Annotated in this window: 21 protein-coding genes; 12 read left to right on the forward strand and 9 right to left on the reverse strand. The window is 33.1% G+C overall.

Annotation, left to right across the window (positions count from 1 at the left end):
- The first annotated feature begins 183 nt into the window (after nucleotides 1-183).
- The 6 genes from AC3IF2_RS06225 to AC3IF2_RS06250 all read left to right on the forward strand — a co-directional run bounded on the left by AC3IF2_RS06225 (nucleotide 184) and on the right by AC3IF2_RS06250 (nucleotide 6,278).
- Complete coding sequence (locus AC3IF2_RS06225) at nucleotides 184-1,260, forward strand: PA0069 family radical SAM protein (RefSeq protein ID WP_489166910.1); 1,077 nt, start codon at nucleotides 184-186, stop codon at nucleotides 1,258-1,260.
- A gap of 122 nt (nucleotides 1,261-1,382) precedes the next feature.
- Nucleotides 1,383-2,999, forward strand: coding sequence for a hypothetical protein (locus AC3IF2_RS06230; RefSeq protein WP_489166206.1), 1,617 nt, complete (start codon nucleotides 1,383-1,385; stop codon nucleotides 2,997-2,999).
- A 25-nt stretch (nucleotides 3,000-3,024) separates the two neighbouring features.
- Nucleotides 3,025-3,873, forward strand: a complete 849-nt coding sequence (locus AC3IF2_RS06235; protein WP_489166207.1) for a T9SS type A sorting domain-containing protein — start codon at nucleotides 3,025-3,027, stop codon at nucleotides 3,871-3,873.
- A 106-nt stretch (nucleotides 3,874-3,979) separates the two neighbouring features.
- Nucleotides 3,980-4,912, forward strand: a complete 933-nt coding sequence (locus AC3IF2_RS06240; protein WP_489166208.1) for a peptidylprolyl isomerase — start codon at nucleotides 3,980-3,982, stop codon at nucleotides 4,910-4,912.
- A 129-nt stretch (nucleotides 4,913-5,041) separates the two neighbouring features.
- Nucleotides 5,042-5,731: a hypothetical protein gene (locus tag AC3IF2_RS06245; RefSeq protein WP_489166209.1), complete on the forward strand. Its 690-nt coding sequence runs from the start codon at nucleotides 5,042-5,044 to the stop codon at nucleotides 5,729-5,731.
- A gap of 1 nt (nucleotide 5,732) precedes the next feature.
- The gene (locus AC3IF2_RS06250; protein WP_489166210.1) at nucleotides 5,733-6,278 is read left to right on the forward strand and encodes a YfiT family bacillithiol transferase; all 546 of its coding nucleotides are present in this window, start codon (nucleotides 5,733-5,735) and stop codon (nucleotides 6,276-6,278) included.
- 5 nt (nucleotides 6,279-6,283) lie between these two features.
- Here the strand turns inward: AC3IF2_RS06250 and AC3IF2_RS06255 are convergent, their stop codons facing one another.
- The gene (locus tag AC3IF2_RS06255; protein WP_489166211.1) at nucleotides 6,284-6,838 is read right to left on the reverse strand and encodes a thioredoxin family protein; all 555 of its coding nucleotides are present in this window, start codon (nucleotides 6,836-6,838) and stop codon (nucleotides 6,284-6,286) included.
- A gap of 43 nt (nucleotides 6,839-6,881) precedes the next feature.
- Between AC3IF2_RS06255 and AC3IF2_RS06260 the strand changes: the two genes are divergently transcribed.
- The 4 genes from AC3IF2_RS06260 to AC3IF2_RS06275 all read left to right on the forward strand — a co-directional run bounded on the left by AC3IF2_RS06260 (nucleotide 6,882) and on the right by AC3IF2_RS06275 (nucleotide 15,021).
- Nucleotides 6,882-7,220 (forward strand): tRNA-binding protein, encoded by a 339-nt coding sequence (locus AC3IF2_RS06260; RefSeq protein WP_489166212.1) that lies wholly within the window; start codon nucleotides 6,882-6,884, stop codon nucleotides 7,218-7,220.
- A gap of 1 nt (nucleotide 7,221) precedes the next feature.
- Nucleotides 7,222-10,131 carry an FAD-binding and (Fe-S)-binding domain-containing protein gene (locus AC3IF2_RS06265; RefSeq protein ID WP_489166213.1) on the forward strand — a complete coding sequence of 970 codons (2,910 nt, stop codon included), beginning with the start codon at nucleotides 7,222-7,224 and terminating at the stop codon, nucleotides 10,129-10,131.
- Nucleotides 10,132-10,281: 150 nt separating this feature from the next.
- Entirely contained in the window at nucleotides 10,282-13,566 is a 3,285-nt protein-coding gene (locus tag AC3IF2_RS06270; RefSeq protein ID WP_489166214.1) for a S41 family peptidase, read from the forward strand.
- Nucleotides 13,567-13,578: 12 nt separating this feature from the next.
- Entirely contained in the window at nucleotides 13,579-15,021 is a 1,443-nt protein-coding gene (locus AC3IF2_RS06275; protein ID WP_489166215.1) for an amidohydrolase, read from the forward strand.
- Here the strand turns inward: AC3IF2_RS06275 and AC3IF2_RS06280 are convergent.
- From AC3IF2_RS06280 to AC3IF2_RS06310, 7 genes are read right to left on the reverse strand one after another with little or no spacing between them, the layout of a single operon-like run.
- Nucleotides 15,011-15,328: a DUF6122 family protein gene (locus tag AC3IF2_RS06280; protein WP_489166216.1), complete on the reverse strand. Its 318-nt coding sequence runs from the start codon at nucleotides 15,326-15,328 to the stop codon at nucleotides 15,011-15,013. The two genes, AC3IF2_RS06275 and AC3IF2_RS06280, sit on opposite strands and share 11 nt — an antisense overlap.
- A complete protein-coding gene (locus AC3IF2_RS06285) occupies nucleotides 15,328-15,942 on the reverse strand; it encodes a WbqC family protein (RefSeq protein WP_489166217.1) in 615 nt (204 codons plus the stop codon). Before AC3IF2_RS06285 ends, AC3IF2_RS06280 begins: the two co-directional genes overlap by 1 nt.
- 3 nt (nucleotides 15,943-15,945) lie before the next feature.
- A complete protein-coding gene (gene lepB, locus AC3IF2_RS06290) occupies nucleotides 15,946-17,523 on the reverse strand; it encodes a signal peptidase I (RefSeq protein WP_489166218.1) in 1,578 nt (525 codons plus the stop codon).
- A gap of 21 nt (nucleotides 17,524-17,544) precedes the next feature.
- A complete protein-coding gene (gene dapB / locus AC3IF2_RS06295) occupies nucleotides 17,545-18,246 on the reverse strand; it encodes a 4-hydroxy-tetrahydrodipicolinate reductase (RefSeq protein ID WP_489166219.1) in 702 nt (233 codons plus the stop codon).
- Complete coding sequence (locus tag AC3IF2_RS06300; protein ID WP_489166220.1) at nucleotides 18,247-18,834, reverse strand: DUF5683 domain-containing protein; 588 nt, start codon at nucleotides 18,832-18,834, stop codon at nucleotides 18,247-18,249. It lies immediately after the preceding gene.
- Nucleotides 18,834-19,733, reverse strand: a complete 900-nt coding sequence (locus AC3IF2_RS06305; protein ID WP_489166221.1) for a ParB/RepB/Spo0J family partition protein — start codon at nucleotides 19,731-19,733, stop codon at nucleotides 18,834-18,836. The genes AC3IF2_RS06300 and AC3IF2_RS06305 overlap by 1 nt, the downstream gene beginning before the upstream one ends.
- Nucleotides 19,699-20,499 (reverse strand): ParA family protein, encoded by an 801-nt coding sequence (locus AC3IF2_RS06310; protein WP_489166222.1) that lies wholly within the window; start codon nucleotides 20,497-20,499, stop codon nucleotides 19,699-19,701. The genes AC3IF2_RS06305 and AC3IF2_RS06310 overlap by 35 nt, the downstream gene beginning before the upstream one ends.
- A 294-nt stretch (nucleotides 20,500-20,793) precedes the next feature.
- Between AC3IF2_RS06310 and rpmH the strand changes: the two genes are divergently transcribed.
- Both rpmH and carB read left to right on the forward strand, forming a co-directional pair.
- Complete coding sequence (rpmH, locus tag AC3IF2_RS06315) at nucleotides 20,794-20,952, forward strand: 50S ribosomal protein L34 (protein ID WP_480200245.1); 159 nt, start codon at nucleotides 20,794-20,796, stop codon at nucleotides 20,950-20,952.
- A 158-nt stretch (nucleotides 20,953-21,110) separates the two neighbouring features.
- Nucleotides 21,111-23,960 carry a carbamoyl-phosphate synthase large subunit gene (gene carB / locus AC3IF2_RS06320; RefSeq protein ID WP_489166223.1) on the forward strand — a complete coding sequence of 950 codons (2,850 nt, stop codon included), beginning with the start codon at nucleotides 21,111-21,113 and terminating at the stop codon, nucleotides 23,958-23,960.
- A gap of 25 nt (nucleotides 23,961-23,985) precedes the next feature.
- Here carB and AC3IF2_RS06325 read toward each other — a convergent pair whose 3' ends face one another.
- Entirely contained in the window at nucleotides 23,986-25,785 is a 1,800-nt protein-coding gene (locus AC3IF2_RS06325) for a M61 family metallopeptidase (RefSeq protein WP_489166224.1), read from the reverse strand.
- Nucleotides 25,786-25,816: the final 31 nt, after the last annotated feature.

A 25,816-nucleotide genomic window follows, 5' to 3' on the forward strand; every position in this document is an offset into this window, starting at 1 on the left:
GAACTATTAATTACAAATAATTATAATTCTACACTTATACAACAACTCATATATCAAAACTCCTACCCATCACTTAAAAAAATTGCAAAAAGAAAATTTTATCAAACTTTTAAACAAAAATTACTGTTCATTTTAACAAGCATCTTTGTACTATTTTAATCAATTTTTAATGTAATTTTAAGCATCGAAAATGATAAATTCATAAAGGGTCGTGGTGCTCAAATAAACACACATAATCGTTTTTTACAACATCAACATACTGTAGAAGACGACTTTCTAAACTATTGTCTAAAAGAAAATGATAATCCTGACCAAGAAAAAACACAATACATAGAAATATTTCCAAAAACAATATTAAACAAAGTTAAAAGCCCAGATATAGGCATGGTATATTCTATGAACCCATACCAAGGTTGCGAGCATGGTTGTATTTACTGTTATGCAAGAAATACTCATGAATATTGGGGTTATAGCGCTGGTTTAGATTTTGAACGTAAAATATTATATAAAAAGAATGCTCCAGAATTATTAGAAGAAAAAATAAAGAGTAAGAATTGGCAAGCTTCGCCTATAATGTTTTCTGGTAATACAGATTGTTATCAACCTATTGAAAGAAAATTAAGAATTACTCGAAAGATGTTAGAAGTACTATGGAAGTATAAGCATCCCGTTGGATTTATTACCAAAAACTCATTGATTTTAAGAGATTTAGATATTCTTACTGAAATGGCTAAATTAAGATTAGTACATGTAAGTATTTCTATTACATCTTTAAAAGAAGATACGAGAAGAATTTTAGAACCACGTACAGCATCCATAAAAAAAAGGTTAGAAACGGTTAAAATTCTTTCAGAAAACAATATCCCCGTAAATGTAATGATGGCTCCAATTATTCCGGCAATTAATAGTCATGAGATTTTTGATTTGGTAAAAAAGGTTAGTGAATTAGGAGCTTTATCTGCTGCTTATACCATAGTAAGACTAAATGGAGCGATTGGTGAAATTTTTACAGATTGGGTTAAAAAGACATTTCCCGATAGGGCTAATAAAATTTTACACCAAATTCAAGATTGTCACAACGGGCAACTAAACGATTCTCGCTTTGGCAAACGTATGCGTGGTGATGGTAAAATTGAAGAACAAGTTGCAATACAATTTAAAATTGCAAAAAGAAAATTTTTAAAAGGGAAATCTATCCCTGAATATGATTATTCTCTCTTTGAGAAAAATAGAAATCCTCAATTTAATCTTTTTGAATAATATAGATTTGACAATAAAGAAAAAGAATATTCGTTTTATGGTTCTAAGAAAGAGAAATAACAGTTATTAATATGCTTCTCCCTCAACAGTATACAAAGTTATTAACCAAAAAATGTTTGAATATGAGGAAAAGCTACTCTTATTATTACTTATTGTCTTTTATTTTTTTATTCTCTTTTCAGCTTATAAAAGCTGATAATGGAGAAAAAATACCTATTAAGAAAGACACAAAATCGAATACTTTTTATGTAAATAGTATAACTGATCCAGGTTGGTCTTATACTTGTAAAGATGGTATTGAAGTTGACCTTGTGAGTTCAGGACTAAAAAATAGTGTTCCAATTAGTTTACCTATATCAGATGTAGAAAGCATCGATAGAATTATAGTAGAAATAGTCTATAAAAGCAAAAATCCAGGAGAAACAATCGAAATAGAAGATGCAGGTGGTAATTCTTATACTGCAACAAGAGAGGTTCCAGCTGGTGGAAGTTCAAGTGTATGGTATTATAGAACGGAATTACCAGCTACAACATCAATAAATTATAACAATACTACAAATCAAGACAAAGCTCAATCTATTTTGGCTTATGTTTTTAGAAAAAAGAATACTGGTATCTCAAGTTCTGGTGTATTTACTGCCCAAAGCGGATATAATAATATAGAAACCATTACTATACCTATCATCACAGATTCTGCATCTAGGGATGTAAAAATTGAATTACCTGTTTCTGAGTTAACTGCTGATGGTCGCTATATTAAAATTACTGCTGAAACATCAGACGGTAAAAAAGATGAGATTATTGAAAATATTAATGACTTTCCATCTGGTAATTGTTGTATTAAAGTATTCAGTTTAGGATTACAGGATGTTGCTGGTAATGTGAACGAAGTTACGATTACAATTGATACTAGAAATAGACAAAATGGGCAATCTGTAAATGGTCAGTCTTGGGTAATGGGTGGTGCAGTAAAAACCAATGTGGCTTGTACTTGTGTTGACTTTGACGAAGAACCACCGATGCCAGATAATTTAACACAACATATAATTGCGTTTGATATTAATGATTTACCTGAAGTTACATTTAGTGATAATTGCTCTGCAGTAACTGTAGAATACAATCAATATTTGGCTGAAGAATCATGTTTTATAAACTTTGGCCCTGAATATACAGAATCTAATATTTGGTTCCATAGCTTTCCATTTGATATGTGGCATCATTGGGATAAAGGTTATTTTCAGTATTTAGCGGATGGAACGACCAAAGTTCATGGTAGAGTCGTTAATAATACTGACCCTACGTCTGGATGGATTGTAGAAATTTTCTTCGAAGAACTGATTGATTACAATGCTTGGGTAACATCTGGTGGCTATTTGCAAGGTGATAGTTTAGAAAATCAACGAAGGTTCGCTGCAGTAGACTTCAGTAAACCAAACAAACTTGAAGGATTTGGTGACTATGCAAATTCTAACTTAACTTTAGTAGAAAATACAGAATTTCAACATATGGATATTGGCCCAAGAGATGTTTATGGTGATTATGGTATTGGGTTTTGGATTTCATATGAAGGAAATGTGAATGGTCAGCAAGTAGGCGGTGAAGACAAACAACATATAGATATGTATGCATCATTAGACACCTGTGTTCTTAGAAGAGCGATACTTGTAGTAAGAGAGTGGACCGTTACTGACGCTGCTGGTAATTCAGTCATATATATCCAACGAGTAGAATTAGAGTAATACTAACCTCCCTAAAAATATAAAAATGAAAAAATTTATTTACATATTTATTAGTATTTGTGCCTGCTTTGCAAGTCAAGCGCAAATTCAACAAGAAGATTTTAATGCTACAACCATACCCACAGGTTGGACAGCAACTTATCCTTCTGGTAGTTGCACTTGGGAGTTTGGTTTTGTAGGAACAGCTGCAAATCCAGTACCAGGAACCAACCCAAACCCAGTAACATTTCCAACAGGAGGTGTTATTTTCGATGACCAAGAATGTGGATCAGGTTTTGGCAATATTGCCGAATTAGAAGGGCCTGAAGTAGATCTTGTCGCAGCTAATGTTGTTAGTGCTGCGATAGAAATAGTATATAATCATCAAACCATTGCCAATGATGGTGATTTTTTAGTTGAAGTTTGGGACGGAAGTGCTTGGCAAAATGTGCTTACTGTAGATGGGGATGTACCAGCAAGCAATTCTGGTACAACTGCCACGGCTACTATAGATGTAACACCTTATATTAACGATGAGTTTAAAGTGAAATTTATTTATGATGATGAGTTTAATCCACCATCAAATAATATCTCTTTAGGTGTAGGTATAGATAATTATCAATTATTAGATACCGCTACAGCAAGTATAGATGAATTGACCAGTGCTGGATTTAGATATTTTCCGAATCCGGTTATTGAAGATAATCTGAACTTGGCCGCTAACGAGAATATAAGTGCTATTAAAGTTTATAACATCTTAGGTCAAAAAATGATCGAGTCAAAACCGAATGCTACTACTTCTAAAGTACGAATGGCTAATTTACCCACTGGAACTTACATAGTAAATGTTGCTATTGGCGAAAAGAAAGGTTCATTTAAAGTACTAAAACAGTAAACAAACATAGTTTTGTGTGATAAAGGGTTCTCTTAATTGAGAACCTTTTTTTATGTTAATTTTAAAATCAAACAGTATCTTTGCACCCTTAAAATAAATAAGATACATGGAAAACGGAATCTATGCGAAGTTTAATACTTCTAAAGGAGAGATACTAGTAAACTTAGAATTTGAAAAAACACCGGGTACAGTGGGTAATTTTGTTGCCTTAGCTGAAGGAAACCTTGAAAATTCTGTAAAACCTCAAGGAACACCCTATTATAATGGATTAAAATTTCATCGAGTAATATCAGATTTTATGATTCAGGGTGGTTGCCCACAAGGTACAGGCACTGGTAATCCTGGATATCAATTTGATGATGAATTTCATCCAGAATTAAAACATGACAGACCAGGTATATTATCTATGGCCAATGCAGGTCCTGGTACTAACGGTAGTCAGTTTTTTATTACACATGTAGAAACACCTTGGTTAGATAATAAGCACACTGTATTTGGAAAAGTGATTGAAGGTCAAGATATAGTAGATAGTGTACAACAAGGTGATTCATTAGATTTTATTGAAATCATTCGTAAAGGAGAAGCCGCAGATAAGTTTAATGCTATTGAAGCTTTTAGAACTTTTGAAGGTTCGCGAGCTGAACGTGAAGCTGCAGAGAGGCAAGCTCAAGAGGATCTTTTAAAAGATGCTTCTGCAGGATTTGAAAAAACCGAAAGTGGTTTACGTTATCAAATTGTACAAGAGGGTTCAGGTAAAAAAGCTACTAAAGGTGCAACTGTTTCAGTGCATTATAAAGGTCAATTATTAGACGGTACCGTATTTGATTCTTCTTATAAACGCAAGCAACCAATTGATTTTGCTCTAGGCGTAGGCCAAGTAATTTCTGGTTGGGATGAAGGCATTCAACTACTAAAAGTGGGTGATAAAGCACGTTTTGTAATTCCATCGGATCTGGCTTATGGGTCTCAAGGCGCTGGTGGTGTAATTCCACCTAATGCTCCATTAATATTTGATGTTGAGTTGGTTAATATAAAGTAGCCTAATGCTATAAAAAGATAAAAGCCTCAAGAAATCTTGAGGCTTTTTTTGTAATTAATTAACTTTTAGCTTGTCTTACTTATTAATTAAGGCATTATATTTGATACATATTTTTCAACAGAAAAATAGATGATAAAACAAAATTCAAAAATATTATTTACTCTTTTGCTAAGTTTCTTTTTTGTAAGTATTTATGCTCAGAATGATACTATAAAAAAGAAAAAAGAATCTCAATTTAAAACCATTCTAGATGGCAGAAATGGTGCTAATGGTATTACATTAGGAAAGGAAGAAAAAATAAATCCAATTTTCAGTTTAAAAAAGAAAGAAGTAACACCCTTAAAAAGCCTTGATTATTACCTTAATTTAGGCAAAACTCCGAAAAGTAAAAATTTAAGATCCATGTCATCTAATAGTAATGTAGATTCAGATGTATTGGTTAAAAGGTATTTTAACGGAAAAGATACTAGTGACCAAAGCTTAAAAAGTCATGCGGATTTAGGAACTTTTGAAGGTTCAACTAAATTTGTACGAATTGAATTTAGAGATCATGGGTTAGTAGATGGAGATAGAGTGCGTATCTTTTTAAATGAAAAAGTGGTAGATGCCAATATCATGCTATTAGGTTTATCTGCTTTTATTGAATTAAAAATGGATAAAGGTTATAATAGAATTGATTTTCAGGCCTTAAATCAAGGTCGCTACGGACCAAATACTGCTGCTTTTTTAGTATATGATGACCAAGGTAAATTAATTACTGCTAAAGCATGGAACCTGGCTACCAGTCAGAATGCAACACTAGGTATTATTAGAAATTAATATGAGTCAACCAACCTTAGAACAACTTAAGTACCCAATCGGGAAACCACAAATACCAGAACAAATATCTCAAGAACATATTAATAGTTGGATTACTACTTTAGAAGAATTTCCAAAAAGATTATCTAGTTTAGTTCAAAACTTATCTGATGAACAATTAGATACTCCATATAGAAAAAATGGATGGTCAATACGACAAGTTGTACATCATTTGGCAGATAGTCATCATAATTCGTATACACGGTTTAAATGGGCATTAACAGAAAATAAACCGATTATTAAGACCTATTATGAAGATAGATGGGCAGAGCTTCAAGATTCAAAATCAGCTCCTATCCTACTCTCTTTAAATACTTTAACGGCTTTGCATTCAAAATGGGTTTATTTTTTAAAAGGTTTAGCTAAACAAGATTTAGAAAAGGTTTTTATCCATCCTGATGGTAATGAAGAAGTGAGTTTAGCCGAAAATATTGGCATTTATGCTTGGCACTGTAATCATCATTATACACATATTGAAAATTTGATTACTCGTAAGAATTGGAACTAAGTCTTTTATTTCCACTTAATATTACAACCAATACTGGGTTTCTGTATCTCAGTATTTTCTTTACCATCAACCAAGCAATCTAGTGCATGACGTAGATCCTTTCCGGTAACGGGTAATCCATTACTTGGGCGAGAATCATCTAATTGACCACGATATGAAAGCTTCAAATTTTTATCAAACACATAAATATCAGGTGTACATGCTGCATCATAAGCTAATGCGACTTCTTGAGATTCGTCGTATAAATAAGGAAACGGATATTTTAATTCTTCTGCTCTTTTTCGCATTAAATCCGGAGCGTCATCAGGATAATTTTTAACATCATTAGAAGAAATAGCAATAAAAGCTACTTTTTTATCTTTATAATCATTTGCAACTTTTACTAACTCTTTATTTACATGAATAACAAATGGGCAGTGATTGCAAATAAAAAAGATTACTGTTGCAACATCACCATGCAACTCGAAAAGTGTTAAGTCTTCATCAGAAACTGTATCATAAAGTGTAAAACCAGGAGCAATTTTACCAAGCGGAACCATATTAGAAGGAGTTCTTGCCATACCGATTTTATTTGTAGATTTATACAGTAAAATTACAAAATAAATGTCAAATACTATTTCGTTTGAAGATTTCCTAAAAGTAGATATTCGTGTGGGTACAGTAGTAGAGGTTTCCGATTTTCCAAAAGCAAGAAAACCAGCATACCAATTAAAAATTGACTTCGGAGAATTGGGTGTTAAAAATTCTAGTGCACAAATAACCGATCTCTATACTAAAGATGATCTGCTGAATAAACAGGTAACGGCGGTAGTAAATTTTAAAACAAAACAAATTGCCAATTTTATGAGCGAATGTCTAGTTTTAGGAGTAAGTAATGAGAAAGGTGAAATAGTTTTATTACAAAATTCGAGTATTGTTAAAAATGGCGAACAAGTAAGTTAGAATGCTCAAAACAGCAAACGATAAATATTTGACGGAGCTTTCTGATTCTTTAAAAGGAGAATTATTTTTCGATGACCTCCATAAAAGTATGTATGCTACCGATGCATCGGTTTATAGAAAAATTCCGATTGCTGTAGCTTTCCCAAAGGATATTGAAGATATTCGAAAGTTAATTGAGTTTGCAAATCAACAACAGACAACTTTAATTCCTCGTACAGCTGGTACTTCACTTGCTGGCCAGTGTGTTGGCGATGGTATTGTTGTAGATGTCTCAAAACATTTTACAAGAATTTTAGAGCTTGATGAATTAAATAAAACCGTTACTATAGAGCCTGGTGTAATTCGTGACGATTTAAACAGATTTCTAAAGCCTTACAATCTTTTTTTTGGACCTAATACTTCAACTTCTAATCGATGTATGATCGGTGGCATGGTTGGAAATAATTCTTCAGGTAGTACCTCAATCCGGTATGGTGTTACACGTGATAAAGTATTGTCAATCAATACTATTTTAAGTGACGGCAGTACAGCTACCTTTGATGAAGTAACTTCACAAGGATTCAAACAAAAAGCTCGTGAAAATTCATTAGAAGGTAAAATTTATAAATCTATATTTAATGAACTTTCATTAAAGGAAAATCAAGAAGAAATAAAGAAAGAATTCCCTAAGAAAAGTATTCATAGAAGAAATACAGGATATGCAGTTGATGCACTTCTAACATCAGATTTATTTGGAGGAGATAATGACGCTATAAATGTGGCAAAGCTATTATGTGGTAGTGAAGGCACATTAGCTTTTTCTACTTCTATTACTATACAACTAGAAGATTTACCACCAATAGAAAGTATTATGGTAGCTTCTCACTTTAATAGCGTTAACGAAAGCTTAAAAGCTACTGTTGTTGCTATGAACCGTAACTTATACACCTGCGAGCTGATGGACAAGGTTATTCTAGACTGCACTAAAAATAATCGTGAGCAGGCAAAAAATCGTTTCTTTTTAAACGGTGACCCAGAAGCTGTACTGTTATTTGAAGTAAAAGCTAATACTAAAGACAATGCAGAAAAGCAAGCTTCTAAATTGGTGAAAGATTTAGAAGATAAAGGCTTTGGATATCATCATACCTTGATCCATGGAGAGGATATTAAAAAAGCACTTGATCTACGAAGTGCTGGCCTAGGCTTATTAGGCAATATGGTTGGTGACAAAAAAGCGGTAGCGTGTATTGAAGATACTGCGGTAGATCTAAATGACTTACCCAACTATATTGAGGAATTTTCTGCGATAATGGATAAATATCAGCAAAAAGCTGTGTATTATGCACATGCAGGTGCTGGTGAATTGCACCTTCGTCCAATTTTGAATCTTAAAGAAAAGGAAGATGTTGAATTATTTAGAAAGATAACTACTGAAACTGCTCAGCTAGTAAAAAAATATGGAGGTTCATTTAGCGGAGAACATGGTGACGGGATTGTACGTGCCGAGTTTATTCCACTAATGATTGGTGATAAAAATTATCAGTTGTTAAGACGCATAAAAAAAGCTTTTGATCCAAACAATGTCTTCAATAAAGGTAAAATTGTTGATCCCTTGCCCATGGATAAAGATCTGCGCTATATAGTTGATAGAAATGAACCTGAAATAAAAACGATACAAGATTTCTCTGATAACGAAGGAATATTAAGATTAGCCGAAAAGTGTAATGGATCAGGTGATTGCCGTAAATCGGCTGAATCTGGTGGTACTATGTGCCCAAGTTATAGAGCCACAAAAAATGAGAAAGATACTACACGCGCTCGTGCGAATACTTTAAGAGAATTTTTAACCAACTCTGATAAGCTTAATAAGTTTAATCACAAAGAGTTGAATGAAGTCTTTGATCTCTGCTTGAGCTGTAAAGCTTGTGCTAATGAATGCCCAAGTAATGTGGATGTAGCAACTCTAAAAGCAGAATTTTTATATCAATATCAAGAAGCGAATGGTTATTCATTTAGAAGTAAACTTTTTGCAAATAATGTTAAATACAATAAAATTGGTAGCAAGTTTCCAATAATTACTAATACAATTCTAAACACTTTCTTAGCAAAAAAGTATATGGGTGTAGCCATAGAAAGGAGTATTCCTAAACTTGCTCAAAATACGCTGTTTAAGTGGTATAAGAATCATTATAAGTCAAAAAATTCAAGAATTGTCTATCTATTTTGCGATGAGTTTACTAACTACTACGATGTAAAAATTGGTAAGGATACTATTTATTTATTAGAAAAATTAGGCTATAATGTGCAAATTATTGATCATGTAGAAAGCGGACGTTCTTTTATTTCTAAAGGGTTTTTAAAAGAAGCTAAAGTAATAGCAAATAAGAATATAGAAATTTTTAAAAGTTTTATTTCTAATGAAAAACCACTAATCGGAATTGAGCCTTCTGCAATTCTTACTTTTCGTGATGAATATATACGTTTAGCTGTTGACAAGGGAGCAGCCCAAAGTATTGCCAAAAATACTCTTACTATAGAAGAATTTATAACCAAAGAATATGAAAATGGGCATATCAGAAAAGAGAATTTCACCAAACTGCCTAAAACTGTTAAAGTACATGGGCATTGTCATCAAAAAGCCTTGTCTAATATGCATGCTACTTTTACCATGTTGAACATACCTGAAAATTATACTCCTACCATTTTAAATACAGGTTGTTGTGGTATGGCGGGTTCATTTGGGTACGAAAAAGAACATTATAAAGTAAGTATGCAGGTAGGTGAAGATACTTTATTCCCTAAAGTAAGAAAGCTAGAAAAAGGTGTTGAGCTTGTAGTGGCTGGAACTAGCTGTAGACATCAGATCTTTGATGGAACTAAACGCTTAGCAAAGCATCCAATAACAATTTTAAAAGAAGCATTTAATCAATAGATGATTAAACAAAATTTCTGTTTACTATTAAATCAATTGTAATTTGTTAAACCTGGGGCTATATTAAATTGATTACCAAACTAATTGTTATCTTTATATTATCAAATTTAACAAGTCAATAATACCATCTCTAACTTAAAAACCTTCTATATGAAAAATAATGCATCTTCACGTATTATAACAATTGTTGTTTGCTTTTTAATACTTCTAAGTTTTTCTTTTAATGTAGCTGCTCAAGGATTTGAAGGCTATTACAGGTATCCAGATATTCACAAGAATATTGTAGTATTTACAGCTGAAGGTGATCTCTGGAAAGCACCTCTTTCTGGTGGATTAGCCCAGCGACTAACAACACACGCCGAAGAAGAAATATATCCTTCAATTTCACCAGACGGTAAGACAATTGCTTTTTCCGCTAGTTATGAAGGCCCAACAGAAGTTTACACTATACCAATTGAAGGTGGACTTACAACAAGATGGACTTATGAAAATGATGCATCATTTACTAACACATGGACACCAGATGGTAAAATAGTATACAATACTTGGGCACAATCTAAAGTACCAGATGATCAATTGGTTTTAATAGATACGAAATCAAAACAAAAAGAAAGTGTTCCTCTTTTTCAAGCTAGTGAAGCATCTTATAGTAGTGATGGTAATACAGTCTTTTTTGTTAGGCCTGCCTATCATAGAAATGTCACCAAGAGATATAAAGGTGGTACAGCAAGGCAAATTTGGAAATACACTAGAGGATCTAAAGAAGCTATTAAGCTTACTAAAGATCACCCAGGAGGCAGCCATCACCCAATGTGGTACCAAGGTCGAGTTTACTTTATAACTGATAGAGATGGTACTATGAATATTTGGTCAATCGATGAAAACGGAAATGACATCAAACAACATACTAAACACAAAGATTTTGATGTGCGTTATGCTAATGTTTCAGATGGTAATATAGTTTATCAACGTGGAGCGGATATTTGGCATTATAATATTACTTCAAATGAAACTAAAAAGATCAATATCCGTTTGGTATCAGATCTAGATCAACTTAGAGAAAAATGGGATGAGAATCCTTCTAGATATATAACTTCTGTTCACTCAGATTCTGAAGGAAAGAAAATAGTCATTACTGCTCGAGGTCGCGTTTTTGTTGCACCTGTTAGCAAAGGAAGATTTATATCATTTACTGATAAAAAAAATGTACGATTAAGAGATGCTGTTTTTTCTTCTAATGATGATAAAATATATGTTTTATCAGATGAATCTGGAGAATTTGAATTCGTTAGCATGTCTGCAGATGGAACTGGTTCAGAAAAGAGGATCACCAGTAATGGTAATATTCTTAGATATTCTGGTGTTCCATCGCCAGACGGGAAATGGCTCGCTTATGATGATTTGGGTAATGATATGCACATTTTAAATGTTGCAACTGGTGTTAGTAAGAAAATATCTACAAATAAAGAGGGAATAGCAGATTTTTCATGGTCTCCAGACAGTAAGTGGCTAGCCTTTGTACAAGCAGCTGATAACACCATGCTACAGATAAAAATTTATAATATTCTAGATGGAACTTCTTTCGATCTTACTACAGATCGTGCTAACAGTTACAACCCTAGTTGGAGCCCAGATGGTAAGTTTATCTATTTTCTTTCAGATAGAAGCTTTACCTCTTTAGTTGGTAGTCCTTGGGGTCCTCGCCAACCTGAACCATATTTTGATGCAAGTGAAAAAATTTATCATGTTGCTCTTAAAAAAGGTACTAGATCTCCTTTTAGAGAGGACGATGAGTTAGCTGGTAAATCAAAAGAATCAAAACCTTCAAATGATAAAAAGAAGGATGATGATAAAGGAAAGGCTGAAGATGATAAAGTAAGTGTTATCATAAATAAAAATGGAATACAGCAAAGAATTGAAGAAGTACCAGTAAAAGCAGGTAATTACAACGGATTAGCAATTAATAATAAAGCTATCTATTTAATTACTAGTGATACTGGTATCGATGCAAAAAGACACTTATCAGTAATAAAAATTGGGAACGAAGATATAAGTATAAAAAATATAGTAAGTGATATTAGAGGGTATGAACTCACTGCAAATGGAAAAAAAATACTTGTTAATAAAAATACTAGTTTCTTTATGATAGATGCTGGAACTGGTAAAGCAAATGATATTTCAAAAAATAAAATTGATTTAAGTGGGTGGCGGTTTCCTATAACGCCAAAAGAAGATTGGAAACAAATTTTTACAGATGCATGGCGTATGGAGCGAGATTATTTCTATGACAAAAATATGCACGGTGTTAATTGGAATGCTATGCATGCAAAATATCTTCCATTGGTAGATCGGGTAACTACTCGTAATGAACTTTCAGATCTTATAGGACGTTTTGTAGGAGAACTTTCTGCTTTACATACAAGTGTGCGCGGTGGAGATAGAAGAAGTGATAATAAAAATATAACTGTTGCCAGTTTAGGCGCTAAGTTTAGTAGAGATGAAAAAAATGATGGATTTAAAATAGAATATATCTACAAGGCTGACCCAGATTATCCAGATGAAAAATCACCTCTAGACGATCCTTACCTAGATATTAATGTAGGAGATGTTATTACTAAAGTTAATGGCAAAAATGTGCTAACGGCATTAGATATAGGTGAACTTATTAGAAATCAAGCAGGTAAGCAAGTTTTAATGACTTTAAAACGTGGAAATATATTTAGAAATGTTATTGTAAAACCAATTAGAAATGAGTTTAACCTACGTTATAGAGACTGGGAATATGGCAATCGTTTAAAGGTTGAAAACAAAGGAAATAATGATATTGGTTACTTACATCTACGTGCTATGGGTAGTAGAGATATCAGCCAGTTTTATAGAGAATTTTATCCTGTTTTCAATAAAAGAGGATTGATTATCGATGTACGGTACAATTGGGGTGGTAACATAGACAGCTTTATTCTAGAAAAATTACTTCGTAAAGCATGGATGTATTGGAAAGCAAGATCAGGCAAACCCACTTGGAATATGCAATATGCCTTTAGAGGACATATCGTTGTTCTTGTTAATGAAAATACCTATTCAGATGGTGAAGCTTTCGCTGATGGTTTCAAAAAATTAGACCTCGGTACAACAATTGGCACAAGAACCTGGGGTGGTGAAATTTGGCTGCATAGTGGTAATAGGTTAAGTGATAACGGTTTAGCAAGGGCACCAATGTTTGGTGTTTATGGCGATAATGGAAAATGGCTTATTGAAGGACATGGATTTGAACCAGATATTGTTATTGATAATTTACCACACGCAACATATAATGGACAAGATGCTCAATTAGAAGCAGCCATAAAACATTTACAACAATTAATTAAAGAAGATCCAAGAGATGTGCCCCCAGTACCAGCATATCCAGATAAATCTTTTAATAATAAAAACTAAAATTTAAATACAATGAAAACCAAACTTTTATTTCTAACAGGTCTATTCATCTGTTTAATAGTTTTCCCACAAAAGAAAAAGAAACTATCAAAAAACAAAGCTCAAATTCAAGCATCTGTTGAAAAACATAAAGCAAATCTTATAAAAATTAGTGATGAAATTTGGGCTAGTGCTGAACTAGCTTTCGAAGAATATAAATCTGCAGAAATACTAGCTAAATATGCAGAAGATAATGGTTTTAAAGTAGAGCGTGGAGTAGCGGGTATGCCTACGGCATTTGTAGCTACTTATGGTTCAGGAAAGCCTGTGATTAGTGTATTAGGTGAGTTTGATGCTCTACCTGGTATTTCTCAAAAAGCAGAACCAACTAAGCAACCATTAAATGAAGGAGCTGGCGGCCATGGTTGCGGTCATAATTTATTTGGTGCTGGTAGTTTAGGTGCTGCAATTGCTATAAAAGAGTTAATCGAACAAGGTAAAATTAAAGGCACTATCAAATTTATGGGCACGCCATCTGAAGAAAAATTCTTTGGAAAAATTTGGATGGTTCGAGAGGGTATTTGGGATGATGTAGATGTAAATATTAGCTGGCACCCTAGTGCAAGTATAAAAGCAGACGTACAAAGTTCATTAGCGCTTGTAGATTTTAAAGTAGAGTTTTTTGGGCAAGCTGCTCACGCATCTGGTGATCCATGGAATGGTAGAAGTGCTTCTGATGCGTTAGAATTATATACAACAGGCATCAACTATTATAGAGAGCATGTTAAGCCTACGGTAAGGATGCATTATCATATTCAAGATGGTGGTCAAGTGGTAAATGTGGTGCCAGATTATGCAAAACTTTGGATGAGAGTTCGTGATACAAAACGAGAAGGTATGATGCCAGTGTATGAACGTGTTATGAAAATGGCTGAAGGTGCAGCAATAATGGCAAATGTTGATTATAAAATATCTTTAATTTCTGGTATTTATGAAGTCTTGGTTAACAGAGCTGGTGGAGAAATTATGCAAAATAATTTAGAGTTATTAGGACCAATAAATTATACTGAAGAAGAGACTGCTTTTGGTAAAAAAATTCAAGAAGTTACTGGTAAAAAACAAGTGGGTATGGATAGTGCCATTAAGCCATTAGAAGCAACTAAAGAACATCCTGGTGGTGGTTCAACTGATGTTGGCGATGTAAGTTGGAATGTTCCAAATATTAACTTAGGTGTTACAACAGCTCCGAAAGATACCCCTTGGCACTCTTGGGCAGTTGTTGCATGTGGTGGCATGAGTATTGGACACAAAGGAATGATCTATGCTTCAAAAGCAATGGGCATGACTATGTTAGATCTTTTTGAGAACCCCAAATTCGTTGAAAAAGTAAAAGCAGAATATAAAAAACGTAAAGGCGATGCTGTTTACAAGGCTATAGTTCCAGATGGCCCACCTCCTATTCCTGCTAAGAAATAAATAGACAATCTATATAATCTGTTAATAAATGCAAGAGTAATCCTAATCCGATTACTCTTGTTTTCTTTAACAGGAAAAGTAACACATAAACAATTAAAGCATAGTATGTATGCAATGGATGAAAATTAATACTGCATCGATGTGCATCAAAAATAGGGTTGGCAAGTAAATGGTCTAAATCAATCACCATAGTGGCTAACATAATGATCCAGGCTTGCTTCCATTGTTTTTTAAAAAATATATAAGCTATTAACCCAGGAAATAGAAAATGTAACCCATAATGAACACTAAATCGTAAAACTTCCATTAAACATTTAAAATTTGTCTCTCAAGATAGTTTAAGGTATTACCACCTTCCATAAAAAGTAAATCTAAAATGCTCAAATTTTCTAGAAAACCATGTTTATCTGAAAATACTTGAGTGTAAGGATCAAAACCAAAACTATGCTTCGACTTAGCATCTACCAAAAAGCGATAATCCTTGCCACTTTTATAGTCTTTTTCAAAATCCGTTGTCTTTTGATAAGCATAGATCTCTAGTTGAGCATGATCGGTGATAAACTCATGACATTTAAAGTTAAAATCTAAAAGGAATTTTTCCTTAATAGCATATAAGGCTTCTAATTCATTATCAAAAAATTCAAAAAAAGGTGATGAATTATATGCTGAAGCAATAGATTTTAAATGCTGTTGTTGCCAATCTTCACTATAATCTATTTTTACGTCTTTAGTTGATTGCTTGTTATTTATTTTTAATACTGGAATATTTAGTAATTGCTTTCCGTTCGCACCATAAATATAACAACGAGTTCTATAGGTTTGTTTTTGATAATTATCTTTTACCTCAAAAGAAATTTTATCCGCTTTAGCGATTGCAACATATTGAGCTATAGGTGAAAAATAAGTAGGATAAAATAGCAAATACTAAGCTTTTCTACGTTTTCTAAAATAATTAAATACAAACCAACCAGTCAGTGCAATTATAAAGAACTTAAAGTATGAAGTTGGCTTACCGTTACCTTTAACTGTAGTAAATAATCGGTCCCAACGTATTTTATTAATACCGCTGGCATTTGTTTCCCAACTAAACCAAATGAATACCGGTTTACCAACAACATGATCAAATGGTACATAACCCCAAGCTCTGGCATCTAAAGAATTCTGACGATTATCACCCATCATCCAATAATAATCTTGTTTAAAAGTATATTCGTCTGTAATCTTGCCGTTGATCATAATTTCATTTCCATTCACAATTAAATTATTCTTTTCATATTCAGAAATGATGCGCTTATAAAACGGCAATGAATTTTTATCCAGCTTTACTGTAGTCCCTTTTTTAGGAATATATATTGGCCCAAAATTATCCATATTCCAACCTAAACTTGGCACATGAGGGAATAAATCTTCACCTTGACCCTTCGATTGTAATTGCTTTGTAACGCTCTTTACAGTAGGATTTTTAGCAATCTGAGCAGCTTCGTTATCAGTTAAAGTAAGATAATAATTACCGTCTTGCATTCTACCGCCCTCTCGAACATTGTATCTATTTGTAAGTAACGATTGATTAATTGGTTGCCCTGCAGTATTTACTATAAAATTATATTGAGGCTTTGCCCTATCTGTATATGTAGTACGATTACCATTAATATATATATACCCATCTTTAATTTCCATTGAGTCACCAGCAATAGCCACACAACGCTTTACCAAATTGGTTTTCTTATCAATAGGCTTATAATAGTTTCTATTAGGATGAAAATCATTCATGTCCAGCAATGTATCTGCTGGTTGATTAAATACAACTATCTCATTGCGTTCTATTTTCTGAAACCCAGGAAGTCGCATATAAGGCAATTGCAACTTATTTTTCCAAGATGATTCTCTATTTTCATAATCATCACTAAATAAATATGACTTTTTCTTAATTACTGGAAGTGTATCATGAACCATTGGCGCAGCAACAGTAGTCATTGGTACTCTAGCGCCGTAATGAAATTTACTTACAAATAAAAAGTCACCAACAAGTAAGGTTTTTTCTAATGACGAAGATGGTATTACATACGGACGCATAAAATACGTGTGTACTAAAGTAGCGGCCACAATTGCAAAAACAATAGAACTCACCCATTCACCTGCGCTTGATCTTGGCTTTAAACTTCTATCTTTTATGTATTCTACATCTAAAACATAGTTTACATAATAAATATAAAATCCTAATGTAAGAATTACTAAAAAGGTTTCTGGTCTAGAGTTTCTACCAAAACTACGAATGGTCTCTACCCAAATCACCGGAAACATAAACAAGTTAATTACCGGTAAGAACAGTAAGATTACCCACCATCTTGGGCGATTAATAATCTGCATTAAAACTAATGCGTTATAAATTGGTATCGCCGCTTCCCAGGCTTTTCTACCTGCTTTTACATATAATCTCCAAGTACCTAAAAAGTGAATTAACTGTACTATCAAAAATAATATAAACCAACCTTGTAATGTCATTCTATTTAGTTTAGTAAGATGCTATAACCTTAAAACATCCCTCATTGTATAAACTCCTTTTTTATCTTTTAACCATTCTGCAGCAATAATAGCGCCCAGAGCAAATCCGTCTCTATTCTTTGCGGTGTGCTTAATTTCAATTTCGTCTACAGAAGAATTGTAATATACACTATGAGTGCCAGGCACTTTTTCTATTCGTTTTGCTACAATAGGTAGCTTATTTTTATCACTTGTTACATCTAAAGCCCAAGCATTTTTAGATGAATTTTCAATAATCCCTTCTGCTAAGGTAATTGCAGTACCACTTGGTGCATCTAACTTTTGTGCATGGTGTATTTCTTCCATACTCACATTATATTCATCAAATTTAGACATCATCTTGGCCAGCTGCTTATTTAATTCAAAAAATAAATTAACCCCAAGGCTAAAATTTGATGCATATATAAAAGCACCATTTAAATCATTACAATTTTTTACTACCTCCTTATAACTATCTAACCACCCAGTAGTACCAGAAACAACTGGGACACCTTCTTTAAATGATTTATTAATATTATCAAAAGCTGAGTTAGGTATACTAAAGTCAATAGCTACATCAGCACTAGCAAGATTACCGTCTATATGGTCCTTGTCAATTATAGCTACAATTTTATGGCCACGATTCTTAGCCAATCGTTCAATGGTTTTACCCATTTTCCCGTAACCAAAGAGTGCTATTTTCATCTAAAAATCATATTTAAAGGTGATTCCTGCCAATGCCTGATTGCTAACAGGTGATAAAAATACGGCGGGCCTTAACGTTAAATTTGTATCTAAAGCTTTATCTGGTAAATGTGCATCGACATTAGCCTCCAATATATTTAAGGCATATAAACCAATAGTGATGAATAGCGATAAATCTCTATTCTTTTTGAATACATCTTGAGCTCGTATTAAAGCATCTTGACTTAAATTGGGTCTACCCTCTTCACCATCAAATTCATGAGGTCTATTTGCCAACTCTAATTTATATGCATCTCTATAACGGTTAAATTCATTGTCATTATCAAAATAAAAATATGCACCAGTGCCTATGGCTGCCCATACAATTGGAATCTTCCAATACTTCTTATTATAAGCCTGGCCTAAACCTGGTAAAACAGCTGAGTAAAATGCAGCTCGTGCAGGAGAAAGTGGATCTATGCCTTGATTTAGGATAATTCCTTTTACAGGAACAGAATCTTTCTTAATAATTAATTCATCGTTATTTTGTGCAAAAACGCCAAAAACGAAAAGAAAAAAAAAGATGCTATAAATAGACTTGTGAAGCACTATTGCAGTAATTTTTTGATACGATTAAAATCTTCTTCAGAATGAAACGGAATGATAATTTTTCCTTTGTCTTTACCAGAAATTTTTACGTCAACTTTATGCCCTAAATATTCACTAATATCCTTAACACCTTTTCTAATAAACTTTGGCAATTCTGTTTTTTCAGAAACTTCAATTGTTGGTTCCGAATTCCCATCACGAAGATTTTTAACCAATTGTTCAGTTTGACGCACAGATAATTTATTCTTAATTATCTTTTCGTAAATATCTAATTGCTCGTCTTGGTTTTCAATATTAATCAGAGCTCTACCGTGCCCCATGCTCAAAAAACCATCGCGCATCCCAGTTTGAATAATTGGGTCAAGTTTTAATAATCTTAGGTAATTTGTGACTGTAGATCTATTCTTACCTACTCTGGCACTTAATTGCTCTTGCGTAAGTTTAATTTCATCGATCAAACGTTGGTAAGACAAAGCCACTTCTATAGGATCAAGATCTTGACGCTGAATATTTTCAACTAATGCCATTTCGAGCATTTCTTGATCATTGGCTAGACGAACATAAGCTGGAATTTTTTCTAAACCAATCAGTTTAGAAGCTCTAAAACGACGCTCACCAGAAACTAATTGAAACTTACCATTTTCTTGTTTTCTAACTGTAATTGGCTGAATTACACCCAATTCATTTATAGAACTAGCTAACTCGCGTAATGCTTCTTCGTTAAAATATGTACGTGGTTGATAAGGATTTACTTCAATAGAATCTAAATCAATTTCAACGATATTACCAACAACTTTGTCAGCATTTTTATCTTTAATCGAATTGATATCCTCTACAGAATCTTTTAATAAAGCAGATAACCCTCTACCTAACGCTTGCTTTTTTACTGCTTTCGCCATTACTTACATTCTTTTTTAGAATTTCGTGTGCTAAATTAATATAATTTATGGCACCTTTACTTGTAGCATCATAAGCAATAATACTTTCGCCATAACTAGGCGCTTCACCTAAGCGAATATTACGCTGTATGATGGTTTTAAATACCATATTATGGAAATGCTTCTTCACTTCTGCCACAACTTGATTTGATAATCGCAAACGAGAATCATACATCGTTAGTAGTAATCCTTCTATATCTAATTCAGGATTATGCACTTTTTGTACACTTTTAATGGTGTTCAATAATTTTCCTAATCCTTCTAAAGCATAATACTCACATTGAATAGGAATAATTACTGCGTCAGCAGCCGTAAGGGCATTTAGTGTAATCAATCCTAAAGATGGCGCACAATCGATAACAATATAATCATATTCGTCTTGGATAGGAGCTATAGCTTGTTTCAACATGTACTCTCGCTCATCTTTGTCTACCAATTCAATTTCTATAGCGACCAAATCTATATGAGCAGGGATAATATCTACATTAGGTGAACTAGTTTTTACTATTGCTTGTCTAGCGGTTGTAGTGTGTTCAAGTAATTGGTAGGTTCCATCAACTACACTCTCAACTTCAATACCCAAACCAGAAGTTGCATTGGCCTGAGGATCAGCATCTATTAGCAGAACCTTTTGTTCTAATACTCCTAAGGAAGCAGCCAAATTTACAGTAGTAGTAGTTTTACCAACTCCTCCCTTTTGATTAGCAATAGCTATAATTTTCCCCATTAAAATTCTATGATAATTACAGCTGTAAAAATACGATTATTTAGCACTAATAAAAATGAAGTTTTGAACAAAAGCAAGGCCTTTCTTAACAAATTCATTTTCAAAAAATTAGTTTTAAACAAAGAAAAAGTATGTCTAAAAAAGGCTTAATAAAACACCCAAAAATAAATTTAGAATTTTTCTAATTATTCTATTTGCTAAACATAAAAAGGTTTGTATATTTGCGCACGATTTTAGCGACGCTGCTTATCACTAATAAAAAGAATACAAAATACATTTTAAAGATATACTGAAATGAAAAGAACGTATCAGCCATCGAAGAGAAAGAGAAGAAATAAACACGGCTTTATGGAAAGAATGGCTAGTGTTAACGGTAGAAAAGTTTTAGCTAGAAGAAGAGCTAAAGGAAGAAAAAGATTAACTGTTTCTTCTGAAGCAAGACCAAAGAAATAATGATTATTCATTTATATTAACAAAAGGTGTTACTGATTTAGTAACACCTTTTTTTTATATCTTTTTAATAAGTTTTTTAAAATTGATTAAAGCAAAAACAAGAAATTTAAAATATTTGCAACCATCTAAAATAAACGATTAAAATCTACACTTAAAAAATGCCAAAAAACAACAACATAAAATCGGTTTTAATTATAGGTTCTGGTCCAATCATCATAGGGCAAGCATGTGAATTTGATTATTCTGGGTCTCAATCTTTAAGATCTTTAAGAGAGGAAGGAATAGAAACTGTTCTTATAAATTCCAATCCTGCAACAATCATGACAGACCCTTCTATGGCTGATCATGTGTATTTATTACCTCTCACAACAAAGTCTATAATTAAAATCTTAAAAGAACATCCACAAATAGATGCAGTTTTACCAACTATGGGCGGACAAACTGCGCTAAATCTTTGTATAGAAGCAGATAATAAAGGTATTTGGAAAGATTTTGGTGTTAAGCTTATTGGCGTAGATATTGATGCAATCAACATTACTGAAGATAGAGAGCAATTTCGTGAGTTAATGGGTAAGATTGGTGTTAAAATGGCGCCTCAAGCTACAGCAACTTCATTCTTGAAAGGTAAAGAGATTGCTCAAGATTTCGGTTTCCCATTGGTAATCCGTTCGTCATACACACTTGGTGGTGCTGGTGCATCTATAGTATATAAAGCTGAAGATTTTGATGATCTATTAAGAAGAGGACTTGAAGCATCGCCAATTCATGAGGTTATGATCGATAAAGCCATGATGGGTTGGAAAGAGTATGAATTAGAATTACTTAGAGATAAAAATGATAATGTAGTTATTATCTGTACCATAGAAAATATGGACCCCATGGGTATTCATACGGGTGATTCTATTACAGTTGCACCTGCAATGACACTATCTGACAAAACTTTTCAAAAAATGCGCGATATGGCCATACATATGATGCGTTCTATTGGTGATTTTGAGGGTGGTTGTAACGTACAGTTCGCTGTAAGCCCAGATGAAAAAGAAGAAATAATCGCCATTGAAATTAATCCTCGAGTATCACGATCATCAGCATTGGCTAGTAAAGCAACTGGATACCCAATAGCAAAAATAGCTACGAAACTAGCTATAGGTTACTCCTTAGATGAATTAGACAATCAAATAACTAAATCTACCTCGGCATTATTTGAGCCTACTTTAGATTATGTTATCGTAAAAATACCTCGTTGGAACTTTGATAAATTTGAAGGAAGTGATCGAACCCTAGGTTTACAAATGAAAGCTGTTGGTGAAGTAATGGGTATTGGAAGGTCCTTCCAAGAAGCTTTACATAAAGCGACGCAATCACTTGAAATTAAGCGCAATGGTATCGGTGCAGATGGTAAAAGCTATACTGACTATGAGCAGATAAAGGATAAATTAAAAAATGCTAGTTGGGATCGTGTCTTTGCTATTTATGATGCCATACAAATTGGTATGTCTTTGAGCAAAATTCACGAAATTACAAAGATAGACATGTGGTTCTTAAAACAATATGAAGAACTGTTTGCTATAGAAAAAGAGATTGCTACTTATAATTTAGACACATTACCTAAAGAGCTATTATTAGAAGCCAAGCAAAAGGGTTATGGTGACCGTCAGATCGCACACATGTTAGGCTGTTTAGAAAGTCAAGTTTATAGTAAACGACAAGAATTAAATATTAATCGCGTTTATAAATTAGTTGATACTTGTGCTGCTGAATTTAAAGCCAAAACACCTTATTATTATTCAACTTTTGAAAATAATATGATGGTTAATGGTAAAGCTTATGCTGAAAATGAATCTGTAGTAACCGACAAGAAAAAAATAATTGTTTTAGGATCTGGGCCTAACCGCATAGGTCAAGGAATTGAATTTGATTATTGCTGTGTACATGGTGTTTTAGCTGCTAAAGAAGCTGGTTACGAAACTATTATGATCAATTGTAATCCTGAAACGGTTTCTACAGACTTTGATACTGCTGATAAATTATATTTCGAACCTGTATTTTGGGAACATATCTATGATATTATTCAGCATGAAAAACCTGAAGGGGTTATTGTTCAATTAGGAGGACAAACAGCTCTGAAATTAGCGGAGAAGCTAGATAAATATGGTATTAAAATAATTGGAACTTCATTTGAAGCACTAGATTTAGCTGAAGATAGAGGTCGTTTTTCCACCTTGTTAAAAGAGTTAAACATTCCTTATCCTAAATTTGATACTGCTACTACTGCTGAAGAAGCTATAGCAGTAGCTGATAAATTAGATTTTCCAATTTTGATAAGACCATCATATGTCTTAGGTGGTCAAGGAATGAAAATTGTTATTAATAAGGAAGAGTTAGAAGAACATGTTGTAGATCTACTAAGAAAAATACCTAACAATGTATTATTACTTGATCACTACTTAGATGGCGCTATAGAAGCTGAAGCAGATTCTATCTGTGACGGTGAAGATGTACAAATTATTGGCATTATGGAACACATTGAACCTTGTGGTGTACATTCAGGAGATTCTAATGCTACCCTACCTCCTTTTAACTTAGGTGAATTTGTAATGCAACAACTAAAAGATCACACTGTAAAAATCGCCAAAGCACTAAAGACCGTAGGTCTCATCAATATACAATTCGCTATAAAAGATGATATCGTATATATTATCGAAGCCAACCCAAGGGCTTCACGTACTGTACCGTTTATTGCAAAGGCATACGGAGAGCCGTATGTAAATTATGCAACAAAAGTAATGTTAGGTAAAAATAAGGTTAAAGATTTTGATTTTAATCCTAAATTAGATGGTTATGCAATTAAGCAGCCAGTATTCTCATTTAATAAATTCCCAAATGTAGATAAGCGTTTAGGGCCAGAAATGAAATCTACTGGTGAAAGTATCTTATTTATTGATGATCTAAAAGATGATCAATTCTACGAACTCTATTCAAGAAGAAAAATGTATTTGAGTAAGTAAACAAAAGAAGCCGCTTTTGCGGCTTTTATTTTTTACTCAACCATTCATCTCTTCTTAGTTTGTCTTTTTTGTTTTCTTTTTCAACTAGAGAAGTTGCATAAGAGTTGTTAGCATCAAAAACTAATTGTGTTTCTTTTTGTTTACCAAAACGCATAAAAACAACTTTAACAGATTGACTTGGTTTAAAGTGTTTTAAAAAATTTGCAGGTTTTATTTCTTTAGAAACAGCAATATCGTTAATTGATAATATTAGATCGCCATTAGCTAATCCCGCTTTAAAAGCTGCACTTCCTTCTAAAGGATTAGAAACTATTTTAAAACCGTTGCTAATACTAGCTCCGAAACTAGCTTCATTTTGCCTAGACTGTTCGAAAGAAACCCCTACAGAAGCAAACAATGATTTATAATCTGGCATTTGGCTATCAAAAATATATTTGCCAAAGAAGTTATTAGAAAAGTCCACTCCAGCATAAGCACTCAACAATTCTTGTAAATCTTTTATAGTATAAGGTATTTCTAGCTGACCATAAGTTTTCCAAACAAGTTTCATAAAATCATCTAGATTTTTATTATCATCTAAATTTCTTAATGATAAATCTAGTGCTAAACCAAGCACACTACCATAAGTATAATATGAAATAAAGGTATTCTCTCTATTTACTGGGTCAACAGAACGAGCTGCATCTACAAAAGGCGCTTGATAACTCATTTCAACAGGATTAAAATACTTACGTGCAGGTGAATTCCAAACATAATTTAATCCGCCTGCTAATCCTTTTATATAATCTTCTTGCGAAAGCAATCCAGCACGGCATAATATTAAATTTGTATAATAGCTTGTAAAACCTTCAGCAAACCATAATTCACCAGACATATTAGATTCCTCATAATCAAAAGGTTCTAATGATTGTGGTCGTATACGTTCTACATTCCATGCATGAAAAAACTCATGAGATACTGTACCCATATTCCTTTTTAAACCTCCATTGGCCAAACTTCTTGTACTTGTTAAAATTGTAGAGTTACGGTGCTCCATACCATCACCAGAAGCATTTGGTATATAACATGCTAAAAAAGAGTATTCATCATAATCGAAATCTGGTAATTCTCCATAGACTGCTTTTTGTTGTAAAACAACTTTTTTTACGCCATCGAAGTATTGATCTAGTTCTGCATCTGTTCCATTATGATGTAATACGAATTTGATAGTTTTATTCTTACCATTCTCATTAACAACAAAACTTCTTATAGCATGATTACTTATCTCAGTAGGGCTATCCATAAAATAATGTAAGTCTGGAGCATAAAAAGTATTATTTTCGAGTGACTTTAATTGGGTTGCTACTTTCCAGCCTAAATCTTTGCGTACATTAAATGTTACTTTTATCGGACGGTGTTCATAATTCTTAGCATACATAAATGTAGCTGGTATATTTAAATGTGCATGCGTTTCATCAATTTGTGAATACGTACCTCCTCCTCTATTCGCGAATAATGTATAGCTTATTTTTACAGCACCATCATGCCCAGCAACATTCCATTGATAAGGATTAGGTCTCGTTACAACTAATTTATTTCCTTTACTATCAACGGCTTTTAAATTATAGACATTCTTAGCAAATTCATGTAAAGCATAACGCCCTGGTGAAGTTCTGCTCATTCGTAATTCTAAGACTTTAGTTTCAAGATTTTGAAACTCTACCCCTATTACAGCTTCATGATGAATAGCATTATCAAAAGAAACAGTATAAATATTATGGGTTTGTGCTAAAACTAAAGTTGTAAAAAATAAAAATGTAATGTGTGCTAGTAAATGTTTTTTCATTTAAATAGATGATTTGTGAATTACCAAATTT

This window comes from Maritimimonas rapanae, assembly GCF_057837205.1.